At 73.7% G+C, this 25,578-nt stretch carries 15 protein-coding genes; 11 read left to right on the top strand and 4 right to left on the bottom strand.

Annotated features, from left to right (window positions below):
- The first annotated feature begins 81 nt into the window (after window positions 1-81).
- Entirely contained in the window at window positions 82-1,590 is a 1,509-nt protein-coding gene (guaB, locus tag ABZ873_RS19690; RefSeq protein WP_360873341.1) for an IMP dehydrogenase, read from the top strand.
- Between the two features lie 153 nt (window positions 1,591-1,743).
- Window positions 1,744-2,868: a GuaB3 family IMP dehydrogenase-related protein gene (locus ABZ873_RS19685; protein ID WP_360873338.1), complete on the top strand. Its 1,125-nt coding sequence runs from the start codon at window positions 1,744-1,746 to the stop codon at window positions 2,866-2,868.
- 199 nt (window positions 2,869-3,067) lie between these two features.
- Here the strand turns inward: ABZ873_RS19685 and ABZ873_RS19680 are convergent, their stop codons facing one another.
- Window positions 3,068-3,538 (bottom strand): hypothetical protein, encoded by a 471-nt coding sequence (locus tag ABZ873_RS19680; RefSeq protein WP_360873336.1) that lies wholly within the window; start codon window positions 3,536-3,538, stop codon window positions 3,068-3,070.
- 114 nt (window positions 3,539-3,652) lie between these two features.
- Window positions 3,653-4,882: a nucleotide sugar dehydrogenase gene (locus ABZ873_RS19675; protein ID WP_360873333.1), complete on the bottom strand. Its 1,230-nt coding sequence runs from the start codon at window positions 4,880-4,882 to the stop codon at window positions 3,653-3,655.
- Window positions 4,883-5,120: 238 nt separating this feature from the next.
- On the opposite strand from ABZ873_RS19675, the gene ABZ873_RS19670 reads away from it, so the two are divergent.
- Window positions 5,121-6,827, top strand: a complete 1,707-nt coding sequence (locus ABZ873_RS19670) for a glycerol-3-phosphate dehydrogenase/oxidase (protein ID WP_360873330.1) — start codon at window positions 5,121-5,123, stop codon at window positions 6,825-6,827.
- Between the two features lie 347 nt (window positions 6,828-7,174).
- Entirely contained in the window at window positions 7,175-9,790 is a 2,616-nt protein-coding gene (locus tag ABZ873_RS19665; protein ID WP_360873327.1) for a serine/threonine-protein kinase, read from the top strand.
- A 113-nt stretch (window positions 9,791-9,903) separates the two neighbouring features.
- Here the strand turns inward: ABZ873_RS19665 and ABZ873_RS19660 are convergent, their stop codons facing one another.
- Window positions 9,904-10,362, bottom strand: coding sequence for a hypothetical protein (locus tag ABZ873_RS19660; protein WP_360873324.1), 459 nt, complete (start codon window positions 10,360-10,362; stop codon window positions 9,904-9,906).
- Window positions 10,363-13,759: 3,397 nt separating this feature from the next.
- On the opposite strand from ABZ873_RS19660, the gene ABZ873_RS19655 reads away from it, so the two are divergent.
- From ABZ873_RS19655 to ABZ873_RS19635, 5 genes are all read left to right on the top strand, one after another.
- Window positions 13,760-14,890: a hypothetical protein gene (locus tag ABZ873_RS19655; protein ID WP_360873322.1), complete on the top strand. Its 1,131-nt coding sequence runs from the start codon at window positions 13,760-13,762 to the stop codon at window positions 14,888-14,890.
- 126 nt (window positions 14,891-15,016) lie between these two features.
- Window positions 15,017-16,666 carry a serine/threonine-protein kinase gene (locus ABZ873_RS19650; RefSeq protein WP_360873319.1) on the top strand — a complete coding sequence of 550 codons (1,650 nt, stop codon included), beginning with the start codon at window positions 15,017-15,019 and terminating at the stop codon, window positions 16,664-16,666.
- Between the two features lie 113 nt (window positions 16,667-16,779).
- On the top strand, window positions 16,780-18,411 hold the full coding sequence (locus ABZ873_RS19645; protein ID WP_360873317.1) for a succinic semialdehyde dehydrogenase: 1,632 nt from the start codon (window positions 16,780-16,782) through the stop codon (window positions 18,409-18,411).
- Window positions 18,412-18,421: 10 nt separating this feature from the next.
- Window positions 18,422-20,230: a GMC family oxidoreductase gene (locus tag ABZ873_RS19640; protein ID WP_360873314.1), complete on the top strand. Its 1,809-nt coding sequence runs from the start codon at window positions 18,422-18,424 to the stop codon at window positions 20,228-20,230.
- Window positions 20,231-20,436: 206 nt separating this feature from the next.
- Window positions 20,437-22,140: a peptidase gene (locus tag ABZ873_RS19635; RefSeq protein ID WP_360873311.1), complete on the top strand. Its 1,704-nt coding sequence runs from the start codon at window positions 20,437-20,439 to the stop codon at window positions 22,138-22,140.
- A gap of 262 nt (window positions 22,141-22,402) precedes the next feature.
- Here the strand turns inward: ABZ873_RS19635 and ABZ873_RS19630 are convergent, their stop codons facing one another.
- A complete protein-coding gene (locus ABZ873_RS19630) occupies window positions 22,403-22,669 on the bottom strand; it encodes a chorismate mutase (RefSeq protein WP_360873307.1) in 267 nt (88 codons plus the stop codon).
- 296 nt (window positions 22,670-22,965) lie between these two features.
- On the opposite strand from ABZ873_RS19630, the gene guaA reads away from it, so the two are divergent.
- Together guaA and ABZ873_RS19620 are read left to right on the top strand one after the other, a co-directional pair.
- Window positions 22,966-24,552, top strand: a complete 1,587-nt coding sequence (guaA, locus tag ABZ873_RS19625) for a glutamine-hydrolyzing GMP synthase (protein WP_360873304.1) — start codon at window positions 22,966-22,968, stop codon at window positions 24,550-24,552.
- Between the two features lie 179 nt (window positions 24,553-24,731).
- Entirely contained in the window at window positions 24,732-25,499 is a 768-nt protein-coding gene (locus tag ABZ873_RS19620; RefSeq protein ID WP_360873301.1) for a class II aldolase/adducin family protein, read from the top strand.
- Window positions 25,500-25,578: the final 79 nt, after the last annotated feature.

The following is a 25,578-nucleotide window of genomic DNA, read 5'->3' as shown; positions in this document are numbered from 1 at the left end:
TGACCTTGGTCGTGGAATGAGACGCGTCGGTATCCCGTTAGCATGGACATCCGCGCTGAGCAAGACCATTTGGAAGGTGTCATGACTGACAGCGGTTCGACTGGAGTGCCCGACAAATTCGCCACGCTCGGACTGACCTACGACGACGTGCTGCTGCTGCCGGGCGCGTCGGACATGGCTCCGGACGACATCGACACCTCCTCCCTGATCTCCCGCAACGTGCGCGTGAACATCCCGCTGCTCTCCGCGGCGATGGACAAGGTCACCGAGGCCCGCATGGCCATCGCTATGGCCCGCCAGGGCGGCGTCGGCGTGCTGCACCGCAATCTCTCCATCGCCGACCAGGCCAACCAGGTGGACCTGGTCAAGCGCTCCGAGTCCGGCATGGTCAGCGACCCGATCACGGTGCACCCGGAAGCGACCCTGCGCGAGGCCGACGAGCTCTGCGCGAAGTTCCGTATCTCCGGCGTCCCGGTCACCGACCCGGCGGGCAAGCTGCTCGGCATCGTCACCAACCGCGACATGGCCTTCGAGTCGGACCGCAGCCGCCAGGTGCGCGAGGTCATGACCCCGATGCCGCTGGTCACCGGCAAGGTCGGCATCTCGGGCGTGGACGCCATGGAGCTGCTGCGCCGCCACAAGATCGAGAAGCTTCCGCTGGTCGACGAGTCGGGCGTCCTCAAGGGCCTCATCACCGTCAAGGACTTCGTCAAGGCCGAGAAGTACCCGAACGCCGCCAAGGACAAGGACGGCCGGCTGCTCGTCGGCGCGGCCGTCGGCGTCGCGGGTGACGCCTACGAGCGCGCCCAGGCCCTGATCGAGGCCGGTGCCGACTTCATCGTCGTCGACACCGCCCACGGCCACTCCCGCCTGGTCGGGGACATGGTCTCCAAGATCAAGTCGAACTCCTCCGTGGACGTCATCGGCGGCAACATCGCCACCCGCGACGGCGCCCAGTCCCTGATCGACGCCGGCTGCGACGGCATCAAGGTCGGCGTGGGCCCCGGCTCCATCTGCACCACCCGCGTCGTCGCCGGCATCGGCGTCCCGCAGGTCACCGCGATCTACGAGGCTTCGCTCGCCGCCAAGGCGGCCGGCGTCCCGGTCATCGGCGACGGCGGCCTGCAGTACTCCGGCGACATCGCCAAGGCCCTGGTCGCGGGCGCCGACACGGTGATGCTCGGCTCGCTGCTCGCGGGCTGCGAGGAGTCCCCGGGCGAGCTGCTCTTCATCAACGGCAAGCAGTTCAAGTCCTACCGCGGCATGGGCTCGCTCGGCGCGATGCAGTCCCGCGGCGACCAGCGCTCCTTCTCCAAGGACCGCTACTTCCAGGAGGGCGTGGGCGGCGACGACAAGCTCATCCCCGAGGGCATCGAGGGCCAGGTGCCCTACCGCGGCCCGCTGGCCGCGGTGGTCCACCAGCTCGTCGGCGGTCTGCGCCAGTCGATGTTCTACGTGGGCGGGCGCACCGTGCCGGAGCTCCAGGACAACGGCCGCTTCGTCCGGATCACCTCGGCGGGCCTCAAGGAGAGCCACCCGCACGACATCCAGATGACCGTCGAGGCGCCGAACTACAGCCGCAAGGGCTGAGCGGGCGGTACGACGTCACGCAGTACGCCGAGGGGCGGACCCGGTCACCGGGTCCGCCCCTCGCGCGTGACGTCCGTACGGTGGTCGGCGGAACGCGGCTCCCCGGCGTTCGGGGATACTGGACGGGCAGACCCAGAGGAAAGGCCACCACACGTGACTGAGATCGAGATCGGGCGCGGCAAGCGCGGCCGCAGGGCGTACGCGTTCGACGACATCGCCATCGTCCCGAGCCGGCGTACCCGGGACCCGAAGGAGGTCTCGATCGCCTGGCAGATCGACGCGTACCGCTTTGAGCTCCCCTTCCTGGCCGCCCCCATGGACTCGGTCGTCTCCCCGCAGACCGCCATCCGCATCGGTGAGCTCGGCGGCCTCGGCGTGCTGAACCTCGAAGGTCTGTGGACCCGCTACGAGGACCCGCAGCCGCTGCTCGACGAGATCACGGAGCTGGACGAGGAGGCCGCCACCCGCCGCCTCCAGGAGATCTACTCCGCGCCGATCCAGGCCGACCTGATCGGCCGGCGCATCAAGGAGGTGCGCGACTCCGGCGTCGTCACCGCCGCCGCGCTCTCCCCGCAGCGCACCGCACAGTTCTCCAAGGCCGTGGTCGACGCGGGCGTGGACATCTTCGTGATCCGCGGCACCACCGTCTCCGCCGAGCACGTCTCGGGCGCGGCCGAGCCGCTGAACCTCAAGCAGTTCATCTACGAGCTCGACGTCCCGGTCATCGTGGGCGGCTGCGCCACCTACACCGCGGCCCTGCACCTGATGCGCACCGGCGCGGCGGGCGTCCTGGTCGGCTTCGGCGGCGGTGCGGCGCACACCACGCGCAACGTGCTCGGCATCCAGGTCCCGATGGCGACGGCCGTCGCGGACGTGGCCGCGGCCCGCCGCGACTACATGGACGAGTCCGGCGGCCGCTACGTGCACGTCATCGCCGACGGCGGCGTGGGCTGGTCGGGCGACATCCCGAAGGCCGTGGCCTGCGGCGCCGACGCCGTGATGATGGGCTCCCCGCTGGCCCGCGCCACCGACGCGCCGGGCCGGGGCAACCACTGGGGCATGGAGGCCGTCCACGAGGACGTGCCGCGCGGCAAGAAGGTCGACCTCGGCACGGTGGGCACCACCGAGGAGATCCTGACCGGCCCCTCGCACAGCCCCGACGGCTCGATGAACATCTTCGGCGCCCTGCGCCGCTCGATGGCCACGACGGGCTACAGCGAACTCAAGGAGTTCCAGCGCGTAGAGGTCACGGTCGCCGACTCCCAGCACCGCCGCTGACCCGCGGCAGGCCACACCGAAGGGCCCTGCCCCTGTCCTGGGGGCCGGGCCCTTCGGCGTGCCGACGGCCGGATCGGCCGTCGCCGCGGCGGCGCTTGCGCAGGATCCCGGTCCACGAACAGGCGCAGGACGGTGCCCAGCAGCCAGATACACGCCGTGACGGCGCCGCTGCGTACGGGCCGCGGGGGCGGCCGGTGCCTCAGTGGGCGGTCTTGCGGGCCGTCTGGAAGGCCGCGTAGCCGCCGATGGCGAAGAAGAGGAACGTCATCGGGTCGGCGTTCTCCTTCCAGCCCTCGAACAGCAGGGAGACGCCGAGGTTCAGGACGTCGGTGGTGGAGACGGAGTTCTGGTCGGCCACGATCATCGCCAGGCCGAACATCTGGCCGCCGAGGACGGCGGCCAGGGCGAGGAGGACGCTCAGGACCGGCAGGACCGGGTTGCGGCCGCCGACCTTGCCCGCGGCGAGGCCGATCACGGCGCCGACGGCGACGGCGGCGTAGCCGATCTCGTACTTGGTGGTGCCGATGACCGCGCCGTACACGGCGGCGAGGACCAGCGCGGCGCCCACGGCCGCGGCGATGCCCAGACCGATGTTGCCGCCGCGGGCCGGGGCCGGCGCGGGGGCCGGGGTGTAGGAGGCGGGTGCGGGCGGCTGGAAGTTCTGGGTCATGCGAGGTCCCCCCAGGGATGAAGATCGCACAGGTGTCCGTGACACATAAGTGCGAGATAAGTGACGCCGAAGGCTAGCAGGCACCTGCGACAAGCCCTGGGGGGTTTTCGGCGGTCAGAGGCGGTGGGCCGCGCCCGCCGGGCTGGCGCCGCGGGTGTCCAGGAGGAGCTGGGCCTTCACCGCCAGGCCCTGGAGGTCGTACGTGCGGTGGTGCTGGAGCAGGATCGTCAGGTCCGCGTGGGCCGCGGCCTCGTACAGGGACTCCGCGCGCGGGACCGGCTGGTCGCGGACCCGCCAGCCCGTGATGTACGGGTCGTGGTAGCTGATCAGCGCGCCCAGGTCGATCAGCCGGCTGGCGATCTCGCGGGCCGGGGAGCCCTCCTGGTCGGCCAGGTCCGGCTTGTACGTCACGCCGAGCAGCAGGACGCGGGCCCCGCGGGCGGATTTGCCGTGCTCGTTCAGCAGGGTGGCGGAGCGCTGGATGACGTACTGCGGCATCCGGTTGTTGATCTCCTGCGCCAGTCCGACCATGCGCAGCGGGTGGCCGGGGGTGCGGGTGGTGTGGGGGAGGTAGTTCGGGTCCAGGGGGACGCCGTGGCCGCCGACGCCCGGGCCGGGGCGGAATGCCTGGAATCCGTACGGCTTGGTCTCGGCGCAGCGGATGACGTCCCACAGGTCCACGCCGAGGTCGTGGCAGAGCACGGCCATCTCGTTCATCAGGGCGATGTTGACGTGCCGGTAGTTCGTCTCCAGGAGCTGTACGGTCTCCGCCTCGCGCAGCCCGCGGGCGCGGACCACCTTCTCGGTGAGGCGGGCGTAGAAGGCGTGCGCGGACTCGGTGCAGGCGGGGGTGAGGCCGCCGATCACCTTGGGGGTGTTGGCGATGCCGTGGGTGCGGTTGCCGGGGTCGTGGCGGCTGGGGGAGTACGCGAGGTGGAAATCGCGTCCGGCGCGCAGCCCGGAGCCCGCTTCGAGGATCGGGCGCAGGTAGTCCTCGGTGACACCCGGATGGGCGGCGGATTCGAGGATCACGGTGGTGTGCGGGCGCAGCCGGGCCGCGAGGGCCCGGCCGGCCTCGCCCACGGCGGAGAGGTCCAGTGCGCGGTCGGCCCCCAGCTGGGTGGGCGCGCAGATGACGGCCGTGCGGACCCGGCCGAGCTCGGCGGGGTTGGTGGTGACCCGGAAGCCGGCCGCCGACATGCGGCGGATCTCGGCAGCGGTGAGAGTGGAGTCGGTGACCGGGCCGCTGTCGTAGCCGACCGTCTCGATCCCGGCGGCGACCGCCGCCTGCGCGAGGGGCAGGCCGAGGTGGCCGAGTCCGATGACGGCGAGGTCTGCGGGCATGGGGGATGCCGTCCCTTCCCTGGCGTGCGGGGCTGCGTCGCAAGTCCTCCGTGGGGCACGGGAGCTGGCGCAATGTCAGACTAGGCTTATATATGACAGATATGTCGCATTCTGGAGCGAGCGTCATTGTTGTGTTGTCGCCGGGTTGTCCACAGGCGGTGGCTGATGTCGGGCCGGCGGGTCAGAATCATGGAACGGGGCATGTGAGCGGGATCACCCGCACCAACGGGAGGCAGCCGTGAGGACAGCGACACTGGGGCCGGAGCAGCGGGCCGAGGCCCTCGCCCGGATGGCCGAGCGCGAGCTGGACGTGCTGGTCGTGGGCGCGGGCGTGGTGGGCGCCGGCACCGCGCTCGACGCCGTGACCCGGGGCCTGTCCACCGGCCTGGTCGAGGCCCGGGACTGGGCCTCGGGCACCTCCAGCCGGTCGAGCAAGCTGATCCACGGCGGTCTGCGGTATCTGGAGATGCTGGACTTCGCGCTCGTCCGGGAGGCGCTGAAAGAGCGCGGCCTGCTGCTGGAGCGGCTCGCCCCGCACCTGGTGAAGCCGGTGCCGTTCCTGTACCCGTTGCAGCACAAGGGCTGGGAGCGTTTCTACGCGGGCTCGGGCGTCGCGCTGTACGACGCGATGTCCGTCTCCAGCGGCCACGGGCGCGGCCTGCCGCTGCACCGGCACCTGTCGCGGACCCGGGCCCTGCGGGTGGCTCCGGCCCTGCGCAAGGACGCGCTGGTGGGCGCCCTCCAGTACTACGACGCCCAGATGGACGACGCGCGCTACGTCACCGCGCTCGTGCGGACGGCCGCGGTGTACGGGGCGCACTGCGCCAACCGGGCGAGGGTCATCGGCTTCCTGCGCGAGGGCGAACGGGTGGTCGGCGCGCGCGTGCGGGACGTGGAGGGCGGGGTCGAGTACGAGATCCGCGCGAAGCAGGTCGTCAACGCGACGGGCGTGTGGACGGATGACACGCAGGCGCTGATCGGGGAGCGCGGGCAGTTCCACGTACGGGCCTCGAAGGGCATCCATCTGGTGGTGCCCAAGGACCGGATCCATTCGAGCACCGGGCTGATCCTGCGGACCGAGAAGTCCGTGCTGTTCGTCATCCCGTGGGGCCGGCACTGGATCGTGGGCACGACGGACACCGACTGGGACCTGGACAAGGCGCATCCGGCGGCGTCGAGCGCGGACATCGACTACCTGCTGGAACACGTGAACTCGGTGCTGGCCGTGCCACTCACGCGCGACGACGTCCAGGGCGTGTACGCGGGCCTGCGGCCGCTGCTGGCCGGGGAGTCCGACGCGACGAGCAAGCTGTCGCGCGAGCACACGGTGGCCCATCCGGTTCCGGGGCTGGTGGTGGTGGCGGGCGGCAAGTACACCACGTACCGGGTGATGGCGAAGGACGCGGTGGACGAGGCGGTGCACGGGCTGGACCAGCGGGTGGCGCCGTGCGTGACGGAGGACGTGCCGCTGGTGGGGGCCGAGGGGTACCGGGCGCTGTGGAACGCGCGGGCGCGGATCGCGGCGCGGACGGGCCTTCATGTGGTGCGGGTGGAGCACCTGTTGAACCGGTACGGGTCGCTGACGGAGGAACTGCTGGACCTGATCGCGGCCGATCCGGGGCTGGGCAGGGCGGTGACCGGCGCGGACGACTACCTGCGGGCGGAGATCGTGTACGCCGCCTCGCACGAGGGGGCGCGGCATCTGGACGACGTGCTGACGCGGCGTACGCGGATCTCGATCGAGACCTTCGACCGGGGGACGCGGTCGGCGCGGGAGTGCGCCGAGTTGATGGCGCCGGTGCTGGGCTGGGACAAGCAGCAGATCGAGAAGGAAGTGGAGCACTACGAGAAGAGGGTGCAGGCGGAACGGGAATCGCAGCGTCAGCCCGACGACCAGACGGCGGACGCGGCGCGGCTGGGGGCGCCCGACATCGTTCCGTTGTAAGTCCGGAATGCGGAAGGGGGAACCGCAGACCCGGGGGGCCCGTCCGTTGCGGAGTGAGGAACAATGAGGGCTCTGCCGGGGCGGGTTACCGTGGGCCCCGGACGCCGGGTCGCTCAGCCGCTGGGGCAGGCGGAGCAGCGGCGCGATCGCAGAGGGGACGCATGTCGAAGCCGGAGCACACCGAGTCACCCGCCGTTGCGCCTGCGGCGCCGCTCGACGGTACGGATTCGGCCGGGACCGAGCCCGACGCCGCGTCCGCCCCGCCGAAGCGGGGGCCTGCGGCGCGCGCTGACGACGCGAAGCCGGGGGCTGCGGCGCAGGCCGGCGACGCGAAGCCGGGGCCTGCGGTGGAGGCTGGCGACGCGAAGCCGAGCGTCCCGAAGCCGAGGGTCGGCGCCGGGCGGGGCGGGGCCGGGGCCGATGCGTCGTCGCCCGAGGCCGAGCCGTCGCCGCCTGCCGCCGACGCGGGCGAGGCCGAAGCGGCTTCTGCGAAGCCGGAGGCCGACGCGGCCGAAGCCGGGGCTGCCACCCCGGGCCCGGCTGACGCGGCTTCCGCTCCGGCGAAGGACCGGCTGAGCAAGGGCGCTGCCGGGGCTGCCACCCCGGCGGTGGAGCCGCCGTCCGGCGAGGCCGAGGCCGCGCCCGCCAAGGACCGGCTGAGCAAGGGTGCCTCCGACTCTGGCGCGGCTGACGGTGCTTCCGCTTCGGCGGAGCCGGGCGCCGGCGCGGGCGAGGCCGCGCCCGCGAAGGGCCGCCTGAGCAAGGCAGCCGCCGAGGACGCTCCCGTTGCGGCGAAGCCGGATGCCGAGGCCGCACCGGCCAAGGGGCGGCTGGGCAAGGCCGGGGCTGCGAAGCCCGCGGCTGACGCCGCCTCCGCTCCGGCGGAGCCGGAAGAGGGCGCGGCCGCTTCGGTGAAGTCCGCCCCTGCCGTCAATCCCGTGGTCGAAAAGGCCGACGCCGTGGCGGCCGCCGTCAAGGCCGCTGCCGCGAAGGCCGCCGACAACGGGCAGGACGAGGGGCGTCTGCTCGCGGGGCGCTACCGGCTGCGCGCCGTGCTCGGCAAGGGCGGCATGGGCACCGTATGGCGGGCCCAGGACGAGACCCTGGGCCGTACCGTCGCCGTCAAGGAACTCCGCTTCGGCAACGGCGTCGACGAGGACGAGAAGCGCCGTCTGATCACCCGTACCCTCCGCGAGGCCAAGGCCATCGCCCGGATCCGCAGCGGCGGCGCCGTCACCGTCTACGACGTCGTCGACGAGGACGGCCGGCCGTGGATCGTCATGGAGCTCATCGAGGGCCCCTCCCTCGCCGAGTTCATCCGCGAGAACGGCCCCCTCACCCCGCACCGCGCGGCCGAGGTCGGCCTCGCCGTGCTCGACGTACTGCGCGCCGCGCACGGCCAGGGCATCCTGCACCGCGACGTCAAGCCGTCCAACGTGCTCATCGCCGGCAGCGGCCGCGTCGTCCTCACCGACTTCGGCATCGCGCAGGTGGAGGGCGACCCCTCCGTCACCTCCACCGGCATGCTCGTCGGCGCCCCCTCCTACATCTCGCCCGAGCGCGCCCGCGGCCAGAAGCCCGGTCCGCCCGCCGACATGTGGTCGCTGGGCGGCCTGCTCTACGCGTCGGTGGAGGGCGTGCCCCCGTACGACAAGGGCTCCGCCCTCGCCACCCTCACCGCGGTGATGACCGAGCCGGTCGAGCCGCCGAAGAACGCGGGCCCGCTCACCGAGGTCATCTACGGCCTGCTGGTCAAGGACCCCGACCGCCGTCTCGACGAGGCCCGCGCCCGCACCATGCTCACCGCCGTCCTCGCGGCCCCCGAGCCCGTACCCGCCCCCGTGGCGGTCGCGGCGGCCGAGGAGACCCGGCAGATCTCCCTCGCGGACGCCAAGGAGGCGGCGGAGAAGGCCGCCGCCGACAAGGCGGCCGAGAAGGCGGCGAAGAAAGAGCGGGACCGGCGCGAGCGCGAGCAGCGCGACCGCGCGCGGGCCGCGTTGAAGGCGGCCCGCAAGGCGGCGTCGGTCTCGGCCGCCACCGCTGCCGCCGCCCCGGCGGCCGCCTCGGCCGCGGAGGCGCCGAAGCCGAGGCCGGGCCGCGTGCCGGCTCCGCTCACCGATGTCATGCCGCGCCGGACGATCGTGCTCGCGGTGGTGGCCGTGGTCGCGGTGCTGGCGGTGGTCGGCTCGCTCATCGCCTACGCCCTCAGCGGCGACGACAAGGACACCCGGAACCAGGGCAAGAACGGCCAGGACGGCAAGGCCACCCCGGCCGCCTCCGCCCCGCAGGACCCGGGCGGCAACGGCCAGACCTCCCCGAAGCCCTCGCAGAACGGTGGCGAGGCGGCGGCCGGCGCCGGCAACGCGGGCACGGGTAACGGCACCGGAAACGGGAACGCCGGTCAGCCGGACGGCCAGGGCCAGCAGAGCGCGGGCGCGGCGCAGGGCCAGGGCCAGGGCCAGGGACAGGGCAATACCACCGGTGGCGTCGGCCCCGGCGGTGAACTGCCCGCCGGATACACGATGGTGCAGGACTTCGCCTTCCACTTCTCCATGGCGATGCCCGAGGGCTTCAAGATGGACGCCATAGCGGGCGAGAACTCCGGCGCCATATACAACCGCGACGGCGGCTTCCCGCGGATCCAGGTCGACCACACCAACTCGCCCGGGAACGACGCCCGTCTGGCGTGGACCAAGGCGGTCTCGGGCGTGGCCGGCAGCAGCAAGGGGTACCGGACGATCCGCATCGACCAGGTGGACTACCGGGGTTACCCTACGGTCGCGGACTGGGAGTTCGAGCGGGAGCAGAAGGGCATCAAGGTCCGGGTCCTGAACCGCGGCTTCAAGGTGGACGGGAGCCACGGCTACGCCATCATGATCAGCTGCGCGGCGGATCAGTGGGACGGCCCGGAGTGCACGCAGATGCGTAACGTCGCCTTCCAGACCTTCCAGCCTCTGGGCTGACACCGGGACGCGGGTGCCCGCGGCGACGTATCGTGTCAGCGGGGCCATGGGGGGTCAGCCGCACTCGGGGGAGGCGATGTGGAGGAGTACGCGGGCCGGATCCTGGCCGGCCGCTACCGCCTGCCGTTGCCGCCGTCGGACGAGTACGAGCTGGTCGAGACCCGGGCGTTCGACACGCGCAGCGGGCAGGAAGTGCTGGTGCGGCAGGTGCCGTTGCCGGAGGTCGTGGACGCGGAGCTGGTGGAGGGGAGCCGGGCCGTACCGGCGGCGCCGGGTGCGCCGGGGGGCGGGCGTGGGCGTGGGTCGGCTGATCTGCCCGCTGTGCGGCGGGCGATCGAGGCCGCGCAGGCGGCGGCCTCCATCCCCGACCATCCTCGGCTGGACCAGGTCTTCGACGTGTTCGCCGAGGGCGACTCGCTGTGGATAGTGAGCGAACTGGTTCCGGCGAGGCCGCTGGCCGCGCTGATCGCGGACGCGCCGCTGAGCCCGTACCGGGCGGCGGAGGTCGCGTCGGACGTACTGACCGCGCTGCGGGTGCTGCACGCGCACGGCTGGACCCACCGGAACATCACGGTCCGCACGGTGCTCGTCTGCGAGGACGGCCGCGTGGTCCTGACGGGCCTGGCGGCGGGCGCGGCGGAGGAGGCCCTGTCCGGCTACGACCCGGTCCCACCGCCACCGGACCCGGACCCGAACTGGTCCCCGCCCCCCACGCCCACCACAGGCTGGGCCCCGGCCCCCACCACGCCCGTCCGTAGCCAGCCCCCGCCGCCTCCTTCCGCCGACGCCGGGCCCTTGGCGTCCCCGGCCGAGCCGTCCACTCCCGGCCGCGCCACGGCGCCCGCCGATCCGGCCAACTCCGGCCCTGGGTGGGCCCCGGCTGCCGCCGGTCCGGCCAATTCCGGCCCTGGGCGGGTCCCGGCTGCCGCCGGTCCGGCCAACTCGGGCCCTGACCAGGCCCTGACTCCCGCCGGTCCGGCCAACTCCGGTCCTGGGTGGGCCCCGGCTCTCGCCGGTCCGGCCAACTCGGGCCCTGGCCGGTCCCCGGCTCCCGCTGACCCGGCCAACTCCGGCCCAGGGTGGGCCCCGGCCCTCCCCGAGTCCGCCAACTCCGGGCCCGGGGAGCCCCCTGACTCCGCCGGTCCGGGTGCGGGCTGGGCGCTCCCGCCCACCAAGTCCGCAGCTCCCGGCGCTGAATACCCCTCAGGTCCAGCTCAGTCCGCTGACGTCGGTCCTGACTGGGAGCAGACGCCTGACGGGTCCGCTGCCTCCGGCCCCGGCTGGGACTCGGCGTCCCCTGACTCGGCCGGTCCGGGTGCGGGGTGGACGCCCGCGCCCACCTCGCCTGCTGCTCCCGGTACTGGATACGCCTCGGGTCCAGCTCAGTCCGCTGACGTCGGTCCTGACTGGGAGCAGACGCCTGACGGGGCCGCTGCCTCCGGCCCCGGCGGGGCCCCGGCGTCTCCTGACTCGGCCGGTCCCGGTACGGGCTGGGCGCCCGCGCCCACCAAGTTCGCCGCTCCCGGTACCGGATACGCCTCGGGTCCCGCTCAGTCCGCTGACGTCGGCCCTGACTGGGCGCAGGCGCCTGACGAGTCCGCCGAACCTGGCCCCGGCTGGGTCCCGGGATCTCCTGACTCCGCCGGTCCCGGTGCGGGATACGCCTTAGGGCCTAACCAGTCCGCCGGTTTCGGCCCCGACCGGGCCCAGTCGCCCGACGGGTCCGCTGCCTCCGGCCCCGGCTGGGACCCGGCGTCACCTGACTCCGCCGGCCCCGGCACGGGGTGGACGCCCGCGCCCGCCCCGACTGCCGCTCCCGGCGCTGGATACCCCTCGGGGCCGGCCCAGTTCGCCGACGTCGGCCCTGACTGGGCGCAGGCGCCCGACGGGTCCGCCGAACCTGGCCCCCGCTGGGCCCCGGCGTCCGGTGATCCTGCGGGTCCCGGTACTGGCTGGGCGCCCGCGCCTGCACAGCCCGCTGCTCCGGGCGGAGCCCCGGCGTCCCTTGATTCCGCCGGTAACGGCGCTGGGTATCGTTTGGGGCCCGACCAGGACGCTGGGCCTGGGCCCGGTGGGGCCGTGGAGCCCGTCGAGTCGGGTGACTCCGGTGCTTGGTGGAGGAGGGATTCCGCCGAGTCCGCCGATTCCGGTCCCGGCAAGGACTGGGCACCTGTGCCCGCACACCTCCCCGGCACCGGCCGGGTCCCGGCGTCCGGTGACCCGGAGGCCGGGGAGCGGCCGCAGATCACGCCGCCCTCGCCCGCCGAGTACGCGCCGATCGTCGCGCCCGGCTACGACACCACCCCGCGGTACACCGACCACATCGACCCCGAGGCCCCGCAGAACCGGCCCGACCCCCAGGCGGCGGCCCGGGCCGGAGCCATCGCGGCCTACCGGGCCGGGGCCCAGGCCGCGGCCCGTATCACCGCACAGCGCCGGGCGGCGGCCCGGGAGAACGAGGGCCGTACCGCCCCCGAGCTCGAAGCGGAGCGTCGCCCTTCGGGCTCGACCATCCCGCAGGGGTACTCGTACCCGTACGGCGGCCCGCAGACCGCCACCCCCTGGCACGGCGCCACCCCCCGCCGCCCCGCCCTCCCCGCAGCCACCCCGGAACCGGACACCGGCTCGGGTCCCGCCTCCAGCCCAGGGGCGGCTTTCGGTCCGGGCCCGGCCCCGCGACCGCGAACCAGTCCCGAGCGGGCCTATGACCCCGACGCCGCCCCGGGGTCCGCACCCGCGCTGGGTCCCGGATCGGAATTCGACCCCCGGCCGGGATCCGGTCCCGCCCCGGCGTCCGCGAACGGGCCCGCTTCCGGGCGCACCCCGGCACCCCTGCCAGGCTTTGACGCCGAGCCGGGGGCCAATCCCGGAGCTGCGTTCGGGCACGGTCCGGCGCCCCGACCGGGATCCGAATCCGGGTCGGCACCCGACCCCCAGCCGGGCTTCGGCCCCGGACCGGCGTCCGGCCCCGAGTCGGCACCGCGGCCGGGAACCCACCCCCCTGCGGCTTACCGGCCCGGATCCGGGACCGAAGCCGGACCGGACGCAGGCCATGGACTTGGAACCGCGCCGGGGTCCGTACCCGAGCTGGGGCCGGGATCGGCATTCGGCCCCCGGCCGGCAGACGGTTCCGGCCCGGCCGCCCAGCCGGGCTCCGGAATGGAACCGGGGACCCGTTCCGGGCCTGCGTCCGGGCAGGGCCCGACACTCCGGCCCGGCTCCGACACCGAGCGGGGATCGGGTTCCGGATCCGCGTCCGGGCATGGCCCCGCATCGGGAGCGGGGTTCGATTCTGGCGCGGTAACCGGGGCCGCGCTGGAGCCTGGGCCGGGCGCCGGGCTTCGGCCGGGAAGCGAAAGTGGACCGGCACACCGGGAGGCGTCCGGCTCCGCCCACGGGCCGGGCTCCGAGGCCGGAGCGGCGCCCTGGGCGGGCTCCGGGGCCGCCCCCGGCCCCCGAGGGGCTGGCGGGGCGGCGTACGCGCCCTCCGCCACGCCGCAGCCAGGACAGCCGGGCCAGTCGAGCCACCCCGCTCCGCAGCTCGGCCAGTCGGGTCAACCCGCGCCGCAGCCTGGCCAGTCGGGCCACCCCGCTCCGCAGCCGGGCCAGCCCGGGCAGTCGGGTCAGCCCGCGCCGCTGCCGGGCCAGCCCGCGCCGGAGTCGGGTCGGCCCGGCCACCCCGCGCCGCAGCACGGCCAGTCCGGCCACCCCGCGCCGCAGCACGGCCAGTCCGGCCACCCCGCGCCGCTGCCGGGCCAGCCGGGCCAGCCCAGTCGGCCAGGCCAGAACGGTCAGCCCGCACCGCTGCCCGGGCAGTTGGCCCTGCCGCACGGTTACCGGCAGGCCGAAGTGGAGGGTGGGCATGGCGGCGTCGGCCCTGTTCCCGCGCCCGTGGTACCCGCCGGGTGGGGTGGGGTGCGGGGCGGGGGGCCGAGTGGGCTTGATGCCGAGCGGGCTCGGCAGACGCGGATGGCCGTCGTCGGGGCCGTCACCGAGCGGTGGGCGCCCGAGCAGGCCGGGCCCGTGCACGGGCACTGGCAGCTCGCCGCCCCCGTCGGCCCCGCCACCGACCTCTGGGCGCTCGGCGCGCTGCTCTACCGCGCCGTGCAGGGGCACGCCCCCTACCCCGAGGACAGCGTCGCCGAACTGGTCGAGATGGTCTGCGCCGAGCCCCCCGCCTTCGCGGAGGAGTGCGGGGCGCTGCGGCCGATCGTCGAGTCGCTGCTGCGCCAGGACCCCACCGAGCGGCCCGACTTCGAGGAGCTGCGCGGCTGGCTGCGTTCCCTCGTGCGCTCCGCGCCCGAGCCCGACGCCGGGCTGCACATGCTGCCGATGCCCGAGCCGGACCCCGCCCGCCTGCCCGTCGTCCGCCGCCGCGGCGAGGTCCACGGGCGGCACCGCAACCCCGCGGGCCCCCGCAAGCCCCGCGCCCTCGGCCGGACCCTGCTGCTCGGGATCCTGGCCCTGCTCGCCGCAGGCGTCGCGTACGCCGTGCTGTTCATGCCCCGCGCGGACCAGAGCGACCAGGGAGGCGGTGCCGCCCCGGCGAGCCCGGCCCCGGCGAGTCCCGCCCCCGCCACCAGCGCGCCCCCGGCCCCCCGGCCCACACCCCCCGCCCCCTCCCAGTCCGCCCCCGCCCCCGCCCCCGCCCCGCCCGGGTACACCACCCAGCAGGACCCCGAGCACTTCGAGATCGCCGTCCCCGAGGGCTGGGAGCGCCGCGGGATCAACGAGGCGGGCCAGGTCCGGTACACCGACGGGCAGTTCGTGCTCACCGTGGTCCCCGGCCGGGACAAGGTGCAGGGCAATCCGGACCCGGCGGCCTACCAGAAGGACAAGGAGCCGGAGCTGACCCCGTACCGGACGTCCACCTGGTCCACCGTCGGCGAGGTGAAGACCACCACCGTCGGCCAGCAGATGCGCGCCACCGGCCGCTACACCTGGATCGACGGCACCGGCCGCAACGTCTACGCCCGCAACTTCGTCGTCGCCCTCGCCGGCAGCTACCACGTCGTCCTCGTCACCGGACCGGAGGACGAGCAGTCCAAGGTCACCGAGGTCTTCGAGAAGGCCACGGCGAGTTACAAGGCGGGCGGTTGAGACGGATACTGACGACGGATCAGTACGGCGATTGCGTCACAGTGCCGTCTTTCGGCGCCCCGGCGGTTCCAGCAGCCCCCGTGGGCTCCGTAATCTGGCCTGAAGTGCAGAGAGCGGCGGGAATTCGTGGAACAGCAGACAGGTGGGGGCGCCGTGCTGGCGGGCCGGTACCGGCTCGTCGAGCCGATCGGCCGCGGCGGCATGGGCAAGGTGTGGCGCGCGCATGACGAGCTGCTCCACAGGACCGTTGCCGTCAAGGAACTGACGGCGGGTCTGTACGTCGCCCAGGCCGACCGGGACGTCATGCACGCCCGGACGCAGAAGGAGGCGCGGGCCGCGGCCCGCATCCAGCACCCGGCGGTCGTCACCGTCCACGACGTGCTGGAGCACGACGACCGGCCGTGGATCGTCATGGAGTACATCGACGGCCCCTCCCTCGCGGACGCGGCCAAGGCGGCCGGCCGTATCGAGCCCCGCGAGGCGGCCCGCATCGGGCTGCACGTGCTGGGCGCGCTGCGCGCCGCGCACGCGGTCGGCGTACTGCACCGGGACGTCAAGCCGGGCAATGTGCTGCTCGCCAAGGACGGGCGGGTGCTGCTCACGGACTTCGGTATCGCCGCCATCGAGGGCGACTCCTCGATCACCCGTACCGGTGAGATCGTCGGCTCCATCGACTACCTGGCCCCCGAGCGGGTCACCGGCGGGATCCCCGACCCCTCCTCCGACCTGTGGTCCCTGGGCGCGACCCTCTACACGGCGGTGGAGGCCCGGTCCCCCTTCCGCCGTACGTCGCCCATCTCCAGCCTCCAGGCCGTCGTCAACGACGAGCCGCCGGCGCTGCGCCAGTCCGGTGCGCTGGGCCCGGTGATCACGGCCCTGCTGCGCAAGGACCCGACGCAGCGCCCCTCGGCCGAGGAGGCCGAGCGGATGCTGCTGGAGGCGATGGAGGGCCGCGAGCCGAAGGCGGCGCAGGCGTACGTACCCACGCGCGCGGTGTCCTCCGAGGAGCTGGCCCCGGCGCAGGAGCCGCCCGAGGAAACGTCCCCTCCGGCGGAGGCCGCACCGGCGGCCGGCCGGACGGCCGCGATGCCGGAGCCGCAGCTGACCGTACCGGCCGTGGCGGGCGCCGACGCGGCGCGCGGCTGGCGCGGGCGGGCCGTGGCCGTGGCCCTGGTGGCGGCGCTGGTCGGGGGCGGCGGGGTGTTCGCGGTGCTCAAGTACACCGGCGACTCGGGCCCCAAGGGTGGCGACCGGGCGGTGAGCGCGCCGGACGAGGGCGGGCAGTCGGCCGACGACGGGAAGCCGAAGGCGGCGGCCCCGCCGGCGGGCTGGCAGCGGGTCACCGACCCCACCGGCTTCACCCTCTTCGTCCCTGACGGCTGGACCCGTCAGATGGACGGCGACCAGATCGACTACACCCCGGACAACGGGAAGCACTTCATCCGGATCGCGGCCGATACCACCCCGGACTATGACAACCCGTACGCGCACGTGCTCGACCTGGAGAAGCAGGTGCAGAAGCGGACGGACTACAAGCGCCAGAAGCTCAACCAGAACACCTTCCGGGACAGCACCCGGGCCGCGATCTGGGACTTCACCTGGACGGAGAAGGGCACGCACGCCGGTCCCCGCCGGGCCAAGGAGCAGATGTACGTGGCGCCGGACGGCACCGAGTACGCGATCTACATGTCGGGGCCGGTCGCGGACTGGCACACGACCAGCCAGCAGTTCGACATCGTGCTCAGCGGCTGGGAGCCGCCCGCCGAGGGGAGCTGAGGGGGCCGCCGCCTCCGCTCCGCCGCCATTCCGCCAGTGATCACTGGCGGAAATGGCAAAATCCGGTTACCGGCGGGTACCCAAAGGTCCCCGGGCGCAATACGCTCACCGGCATGACGGACTCGCAGGCCCCCGCCGCCCCCCTCCGGACCGCACCGCGGCCCACCAACCCGGTCGCCCCGGCCCCGGCCGGTGCCCGCACCGCCGCCGATGTGGTGACCCCCGACCTGGTCGCCCGGCTGACCCGCGGAGTGATCGGCTCCGGCCGCACCGCCAACCACACCCCCTTCACCGGGGACCGGCTGGCGGAGCTCCCGGAGGCCACGCCCGAGGATGTCGCCGAGGCGTTCGAACGGGCCCGCGCCGCCCAGCCCGCCTGGGCGGCGGTCCCGGTCCGGCAGCGGGCCGCGGTCCTGCTCCGCTTCCACGACCTGGTGCTCGCCCGGCAGGCCGAGATCCTGGACCTGATCCAGCTGGAGACCGGCAAGGCCCGCCTGCACGCCCACGAGGAGGTCCAGGCGGTCGCCGTCTCCGCGCGCCACTACGGCCGCAAGGCCCCCGCCTATCTGCGCCCCAAGGGCCACACGGGCGCCATGCCCACCCTCACCAAGGTCACCGAGCTGCGCCAGCCGCGCGGGGTCGTCGGCCAGATCGCCCCCTGGAACTACCCGCTGGAGCTGTCGGTCGGTGACGCCCTGCCCGCCTTCGTGGCCGGCAACGCGCTCGTCATGAAGCCCGACACCGAGACCGCGCTGACCGCCCTGTGGGCCCGGGACCTGCTGATCGAGGCCGGACTGCCCGCCGAGGTCTTCCAGGTCGTCCTCGGGGAGGGCCCGGTCGTCGGCCCCGAGGTGGTCCGGCACGCCGACTACGTCTCCTTCACCGGCTCCACCCGTACCGGCCGCGAGGTCGCCCAGGGCGCGGCGGCCCGCCTCGTCGGGGTCTCCCTCGAACTCGGCGGCAAGAACGCCATGCTCGTCCTGCACGACGCCGATGTGGAGAAGGCCGCCGCGGGCGCGGTCCGCGCCTGCTTCTCCTCCGCCGGCCAGCTGTGCATCTCCATCGAGCGGCTCTACGTCCACGCCTCGATCGCGGACGCCTTCGTCGAGCGCTTCGCCGCCCGCACCCGGGCCATGCGCCTGGGCAGCTCCCTCGCCTACGGCGCGGACATGGGCTCCCTGGTCGGCGAGCGCCAGCTGGAGACCGTACAGCGGCATGTGGACGAGGCCGTCGCCAAGGGCGCCACCCTCGTCGCCGGCGGCACCGCCCGACCCGACATCGGCCCGCTCTTCTACGAGCCCACCATCCTCGACGGGGTCGAGGCGCCGATGGCGGTGTGCGGCGAGGAGACCTTCGGCCCGGTCGTCTCGATCTACCGCTTCACCGACGAGGACGCGGCGATCACCGAGGCCAACGCCACCTCCTACGGCCTGAACTCCAGCGTCTGGACCAAGGACGCCCGCCGCGGCCACGCCGTCGCCGCCCGCCTGCGGACCGGCACCGTCAACATCAACGAGGGCTACGCCCCCGCCTACGGCAGCGCCCAGGCGCCCATGGGCGGCATGAAGGACTCCGGGCTCGGCCGCCGGCACGGCTCCGAGGGCATCCTCAAGTACACCGAGGCCCAGACCGTCGCCCACCAGCGGCTGGTCCCGATGGCGCCCTCGCTCGGCATGGACGACGAGAAGTACGCGGCGTTCATGACCCGCAGCCTCCAGATCATGAAGGCCCTCCGACTGCGCTAAGGGGTTTTGCGTGTCGCACGACGACGTGACCGACGACGACGCCTACGACTACGACGTCCTCGTCATCGGCTCCGGCTTCGGCGGATCGGTCTCGGCCCTGCGCCTCACCGAGAAGGGCTACCGGGTCGGTGTCCTGGAGGCCGGGCGCCGCTTCACCCGCGAGAGCCTGCCGAAGAACAGCTGGGACCTGCGGAACTACCTGTGGGCCCCGGCCCTCGGGCTGTACGGGATCCAGCGCATCCACCTGCTCGGCAATGTGATGGTGCTCGCGGGCGCCGGCGTGGGCGGCGGCTCGCTCAACTACGCCAACACCCTGTACGTGCCGCCGGACGCCTTCTTCCTGGACCGGCAGTGGGCCGCCATCACCGACTGGCGCGAGGAACTGGCCCCGTACTACGACCAGGCCCGCCGGATGCTCGGGGTGCGGCTGAACCCGACCATGACCCCCTCCGACGTCCACCTCAGGGCCGCCGCCGCGAAGATGGGCGTGGCGGACACCTTCCACATGGCCCCCGTCGGCGTGTTCTTCGGCGACGGCGAGGACGCGGCGGGCGCGAGCCGGGCCCGGCCCGGCGAGGAGGTGGCCGACCCGTACTTCGGCGGCGCGGGCCCCGCCCGGAAGGCGTGCACCGAGTGCGGGGAGTGCATGACGGGCTGCCGGCACGGAGCCAAGAACACCCTGAACGAGAACTACCTGCACCTGGCCGAGCGGGCCGGCGCCGTCATCCACCCGATGACGACCGTCACCGCCCTGTCCGAGCACCCGGCGGGCGGCCTGCGCGTCCGCACCGTGCCCACCGACGGCCGCCGCCGGGGGAGGGCGAAGGTGCTGCGCGCCCGGCACGTCGTGCTCGCGGCGGGTACGTACGGCACGCAGACTCTGCTGCACACGATGCGCGACCGGGGCGAGCTGCCGCACCTGTCGTCGCGGCTCGGGGAGCTGACCCGGACCAACTCCGAGGGCCTGGTCGGCGCGCAGACCGACGACCGCCGCTACCGCAGCCGGCACGGGCACGACCGGCGGGCGGACTTCACACGGGGCGTGGCCATCACCTCCTCCGTGCACCCGAACGCCGACACCCACATCGAGCCGGTCCGCTACGGCAAGGGCTCCAACGCCATGGGGTTCATGACCGTCCTCCAGGTCCCCTACAGCGCCCACCGGGTCCGCGCCTGGCTGGCCAGGACCGCCAAGCACCCGCTCCAGCTGGCCCGTTCGCTGTCCAACCGGCGCTGGTCGGAGCGGACCATCATCGGCCTGGTCATGCAGTCCCTGGACAACTCCCTGACCACCTACCGCAAACCGGGCGGAATCGGAAAGGGGCTGCTCACGGCCCGCCAGGGCCACGGCGCCCCCAACCCGGTGCAGATCGCGGAGGCCACCCGCGCCGCGACCCTGCTGGCCGAGGAGATCAACGGCTTCGCGGGCAGCAACATCGGCGAGCTGATGGGCACCCCGCTGACGGCGCACTTCCTCGGCGGCTGCCCCATCGGGGCGTCGGAGCGGGAGGGCGTGGTGGACCCGTACCACCGCCTCTACGGGCACCCGGGCATCTCGGTGGTGGACGGCGCGGCCGTCTCCGCGAACCTCGGCGTCAACCCCTCGCTGACGATCACGGCGCAGGCGGAGCGGGCGATGTCGTACTGGCCGAACAAGGGCGAGGCGGACCCGCGGCCCGCGCAGGGGGCGGAGTACGTGCGCCTGGAGGCGGTGGAACCGGTCCGTCCGGCGGTGCCGAAGGATGCCTTCGGCGCGCTGCGGCTGCCGTTCCTCGCGGTGCCGGAGATCCCGCCGCGGCACGCGGAGCCGGCGGGCTGACTGGGCTGACCGGGCTGACGCTGGCGGGTACTCCCGGCTGACAGCGATGGGTACCGCGCTCCCCCTCCGAGCGCGGTACCCACCGCGGTACATAGGTGACAGATGTTCAGCCTTGATGGTTGTACCGGAATCCGCCATGCCGGGCTGTGGCGTCGATCACACGGTGGCGGGTGCAACTGCGACCGGCGCTCGGCCGTCAACGCTGTATGAGAAAGCGCATCTCCCTGCTGGCTGCCTGCGGCCTCGTCGCCCTGGGGCTCGCCGCCACTCCCGCGCACGCCGCGGACCCCGTCTTCACCCTCACCGGGCCGGCCGAGACCGGCCTGCGCCCGCACCCGGGGCAGGGCGGCGACGGACCGCGGAAGACCTCGGTGGAGTTCCGGCTCGTCAACGACACGGCCGCGGCCTTCGGCCGCGCGAGCACCTTCACGATCGACCTGGCCCCCCTCAAGGGCATCGCCGACGTCGCGCTCGGCGACCACCAGGGCTCGGACTGCGCGCTCACCGCGGCGGCCGTCACCTGCAAGCGCCCGGCGCTGTCGCGCGGCGAGACCACGGTGGTGGAGCTGGACCTCGGCGCGGCCAAGGGCAGCGCGCTGGGCGCGACCGCGGACCTGACGCTGACCGGCAAGGCGGAGGGCGCCACCTTCAAGCCCGTCACCACCAAGGTCCGGGTCGGCGGCCCCGACCTGGTGATGGACCGCGCGAAGCTCAGGACGGAGCAGAAGCCGGGCGACAAGCAGGCGCTGCCGGTGGTCTTCGCCAACGAGGGCACGGAGTCCGTGAACGGCGTGGTGCTGGAGATCCGCACCACGCACGGCATGGGCCTGGTCGAGCAGTACGACAACTGCTCGTACTCCGAGGACCCGGTCCAGGACCAGCCGTGGAACACCGGCTGGAGCACCGTGCAGTGCCTGCTGGAGGGCGAGTACGAGGCGGGCGCCGTGTACGGGCTCGACGGCTCGCTCACCCTCCGCGCCGCGCCGCACGCCTTCATCGACTCGCTGACGTACGCCGTGTACGCGAACGGGAGCCAGCCGCAGACGAGCCGGAGCGGCAGGGCGGACAAGGCCGACACGTCGCAGAAGGCGGCCGGTGGCAAGCAGCTCACCGCGCAGGCCCGCCCGGGCAAGGCCAAGGCCGGGGCCGGGGCCGCCGCCGAGTCGGTGGACCTCGACCTGCGCAACAACCGCCAGGAGTTCGACTTCCGTACGAAGAACACCGCCGACCTCGTGGCCTGGCCGGTCTCCCTCGCGGGCAAGCCCGGCGACACGGTCCGGGCGGAGATCGGCTTCCGCAACAACGGCCCGGCGTGGGTGGCGTACCTGCGCTCCGCCGAGTCGGTGGCCCGTACCGACTTCGTCGTCCCGGCCGGGGCGAAGGTCACCAAGGTGCCCGCGGGCTGCCGCGGGGTCAACGCGGACGGCAGCGACCGCGAGCAGGCGCTCGGCGCGCCGCGCTACTTCTGCTCCACCGGCCACGTGGTGGGGGAGAAGGAGCAGGTCGGCTACCCGTTCGAGCTCAGGATCGAGCAGCCGGGCACGGGCGGCAGCCCCGCGGCCGGTTCCGTCGCGGTCGGCCAGTGGACCCCGCAGGGCACCCGCGGCCAGGAGTGGGACCCGAACCACGCCAACGACAAGGCGACCGTCGTGATCGACGCCAAGGGCGGCACCACGCCGAGCCCGACCGCCACCACGAGCCCGACCGCCACGACCTCCCCGACGCCCGGCGCCTCGGCGGCCACCGGCTCCGCCACCCCGGCCGCCTCCTCCGGCGCCACGGCGCACGGCGGGCTCGCCTCCACCGGCTCCTCCGTGGGGCCGCTGGTGCTCGGCGGTGCGGCGCTGCTGGTCGCGGCCGGCGGCGGTCTCGTCCTGGCCTTCCGCCGCAAGGCGGGCAGCCACGCCTGACGCGGCCCCCGCACACACGAACGGCCGGCCCGGGGCGTCCCCAGGGCCGGCCGTCCTTACGGGGTGACCGGGCTGCTGTCCCCTGCCGTCCGGTCACGCGAGGGAGCGAGGTCCCACGACGCACGCGCCACGAGGGCCGTACGTCTCATCGCTCCGGCGGAGCCACGCGTGGTGCTGCGGTCCCGCGGCTGGCTGTCGCGGACACCCACACCAACGAAGCCTCCGGGGGCCGGTCACGGTCCGGACGAGTGACGAACAGCCGTCACACCCGGCCCCGGCTCAGCTCCAGCAGGGTCATGGCGAGGGCCGTACCGGGCTTGCCGAGGGCGTCGCTCCAATGGGACAGCACCTCCATCTCCCGCGAGAGATGCACCCGCCGCCCCCCGGAGGCGATCCGCGCGTCCTGGATGACGGCCGAAACGGCCATCCGCTCCTGGATCAGCCCGATGATCCGGTCGTCGAGGGCGTCGATCCGCGTCCGCGAGTCGGCGATCAGCTGCTCGGGCGTGGTGGTGGTCGTGCTGGTCATGATCTGTCTCCTGTCGGGGTGGGGCCCGCAGGTCCGGCACACGCAGAGCGCCCCGGTCCTGTCGGACCGGGGCGCTCTGGGAAGTCAGCGGCTCAGAAGAGCATCACAAGGACCCATGGCGACCGGACCGGCCGGTGCCATAGGTAAAGAGGAAGCTCAGCTGCTTGCGCACGGAAGGGATTATTACCGTCCGTCCCCTTCCGTGCCAAGCCGATTCGGATGGTGAGACGAAGGGGGCACGGTTGCCACCGTTAGAATCGACAAAACAGCCACCACTTCCGCCGGAAGGCCGTCCCGTGCCAGAAGTACCCTCCGCCGCCCACGACAGCGCCCCGGACACGGTTCTCGTCGTCGACTTCGGCGCCCAGTACGCCCAGCTCATCGCCCGCCGCGTCCGTGAGGCACGGGTCTACAGCGAGATCGTGCCGAGCTCGATGCCCGTCGGCGAGATGCTGGCCAAGAACCCCAAGGCGATCATCCTCTCCGGCGGCCCGTCCTCCGTCTACGAGGAGGGCGCCCCGCAGATCGACCGGGCCCTCTTCGAGGCCGGGATCCCGGTCTTCGGCATGTGCTACGGCTTCCAGCTGATGGCCGTCACCCTCGGCGGCACGGTCGACAACACCGGCGCCCGCGAGTACGGCCGTACCGCGCTGGCCGTCTCCAAGGTCGGCTCCACCCTCTTCGAGGGCACCCCGGCGGAGCAGTCCGTGTGGATGTCCCACGGCGACGCCTGCTCCGCCGCCCCCGAGGGCTTCACCGTCACCGCCTCGACCGACGTCGTCCCCGTCGCCGCCTTCGAGAACGACGAGAAGAAGCTGTACGGCGTGCAGTACCACCCCGAGGTGATGCACTCCACGCACGGCCAGCAGATCCTGGAGCACTTCCTCTACCGCGGCGCGGGCCTGGCCCCCACCTGGACCACCGGCAACATCGTCGAGGAGCAGGTCGCGGCCATCCGGGCACAGGTCGGCGACAAGCGCGCCATCTGCGGGCTGTCCGGCGGCGTGGACTCCGCGGTCGCCGCGGCCCTCGTGCAGAAGGCCATCGGCTCCCAGCTGACCTGCGTGTACGTCGACCACGGTCTGATGCGCAAGGGCGAGACCGAGCAGGTCGAGAAGGACTTCGTGGCCGCCACCGGCGTCCAGCTCAAGGTGGTCGACGCCGAGGAGCGCTTCCTGGCCGCGCTGGCCGGCGTCTCCGACCCGGAGACCAAGCGGAAGATCATCGGCCGCGAGTTCATCCGCGTCTTCGAGCAGGCCCAGCTGGAGATCCTCCAGGAGGAGGGCCCCGCGGTGGCCTTCCTCGTCCAGGGCACCCTGTACCCGGACGTGGTGGAGTCCGGCGGCGGCACCGGCACCGCCAACATCAAGTCCCACCACAACGTCGGCGGCCTCCCCGACGACATCGAGTTCGAGCTCGTCGAGCCGCTGCGCCAGCTGTTCAAGGACGAGGTCCGGATGGTCGGCCAGGAGCTCGGCCTGCCCGAGGAGATCGTCCAGCGCCAGCCGTTCCCCGGCCCCGGCCTCGGCATCCGCATCGTCGGCGAGGTCACCAAGGAGCGCCTGGACCTGCTGCGCGAGGCCGACGCCATCGCCCGCCAGGAGCTCACCGCGGCCGGTCTCGACCGCGAGATCTGGCAGTGCCCGGTGGTCCTGCTCGCGGACGTCCGCAGCGTGGGCGTCCAGGGCGACGGCCGCACCTACGGCCACCCGATCGTGCTGCGCCCCGTCTCCTCCGAGGACGCGATGACCGCGGACTGGACGCGTATGCCGTACGAGGTCCTGGCGCGGATCTCCACCCGCATCACCAACGAGGTGGCGGAGGTGAACCGGGTGGTCCTCGACTGCACGAGCAAGCCCCCGGGCACCATCGAGTGGGAGTAGGCGGCTCCCCACCCCGCACCACGACGGCGCCGCCGTCCGGCTGAGGCCGGGCGGCGGCGCCGTCGCCTTTTCCGCCGTCGCCCTTTTCCGACCCTTCGCGGCTCTGTTCTCCTCGCGCCGCCCCCAGTACCGTGCGCCGACGGCAGGCAGACGGCACGCACCGGCGGAGGAGGCACGCCATGTCCGAGGACACCCGGCCCGCCCCGCTGCCCCCGGACCGGCTCCGCCTGGAGCTGCCGCCCGTGCACGCCACCGTCCGCGAGGAGCGCGCCCACCGCAAGGAGCGCCTGGCGGGCGCGCTGCGGCTGTTCGCGCGCCTGGGCTACGAGGACGGCCTCACCGGGCACATCACCGCCCGCGACCCGGAGTACGACGACTGCTACTGGGTGAACCCCTTCGGCCGCGCCCTCGCCGGCCTGACCCCCGCGGACCTGCTGCTCGTCGACGGCGACGGCCGCGTGCGCGAGGGCGGCCGCCGCGTCAACGAGCTGGCCTTCGCGGTGCACGCCGCCGTGCACCGGGCCCGCCCCGACGCGGTGGCCGTGGTGCGCGCGCAGGCCCCGTACGGACGCGCCCTCGCCTGCCTCGGCGAGCTGCTGGCGCCGCTCACCCCCGAGGCATGCGTGTTCTACGGGGACCACGCCCTGCTGGACGAGTACGCCGCCGCGGAGGACCCCGTACGGATCGCCCGCGCGCTCGGCCCGTACAAGGCGCTGGTCCTGCGCAACCGGGGCCTGCTGACCGCCGGCGGCTCGGTGGACGCGGCCGCCTGGTGGTTCGTCGCGGCGGAACGGGCCGCGCAGGTGCAGCTGCTCGCGCGGGCCGCTGGGAAGCCCCGCCCCGTCGGCCACCACGCCGCGCTGGCCACGCGCGAGCGGTTCGGCGGGGATCTGGCCGCCTGGGTGAGCTTCCAGCCGCTGTGGCAGACGGTGGCGTCAACATCATGAACCGTTAATCACCTGCTCTGACATCGCGCGCAATCCGGAGCACTGCCGCAGTGGTGCACAATTCGCTGGCATTGCCCCG

The organism is Streptomyces sp. NPDC047014 (genome assembly GCF_040644195.1).
Taxonomy (GTDB): Bacteria; Actinomycetota; Actinomycetes; order Streptomycetales; family Streptomycetaceae; genus Streptomyces.
This window is presented reverse-complemented; position numbering and strand designations above follow the sequence as displayed.

Excerpts from the sequence above, each read along its gene's own strand:
- guaB (WP_360873341.1), top strand. The coding sequence starts at position 82 with ATGACTGACAGCGGTTCGACTGGAGTGCCCGACAAATTCGCCACGCTC.
- ABZ873_RS19680 (WP_360873336.1), bottom strand. The coding sequence starts at position 3,538 with ATGACCCAGAACTTCCAGCCGCCCGCACCCGCCTCCTACACCCCGGCC.
- ABZ873_RS19675 (WP_360873333.1), bottom strand. The coding sequence starts at position 4,882 with ATGCCCGCAGACCTCGCCGTCATCGGACTCGGCCACCTCGGCCTGCCC.
- ABZ873_RS19655 (WP_360873322.1), top strand. The coding sequence starts at position 13,760 with ATGGCCGTCGTCGGGGCCGTCACCGAGCGGTGGGCGCCCGAGCAGGCC.
- ABZ873_RS19645 (WP_360873317.1), top strand. The coding sequence starts at position 16,780 with ATGACGGACTCGCAGGCCCCCGCCGCCCCCCTCCGGACCGCACCGCGG.
- ABZ873_RS19635 (WP_360873311.1), top strand. The coding sequence starts at position 20,437 with ATGAGAAAGCGCATCTCCCTGCTGGCTGCCTGCGGCCTCGTCGCCCTG.
- ABZ873_RS19630 (WP_360873307.1), bottom strand. The coding sequence starts at position 22,669 with ATGACCAGCACGACCACCACCACGCCCGAGCAGCTGATCGCCGACTCG.
- ABZ873_RS19620 (WP_360873301.1), top strand. The coding sequence starts at position 24,732 with ATGTCCGAGGACACCCGGCCCGCCCCGCTGCCCCCGGACCGGCTCCGC.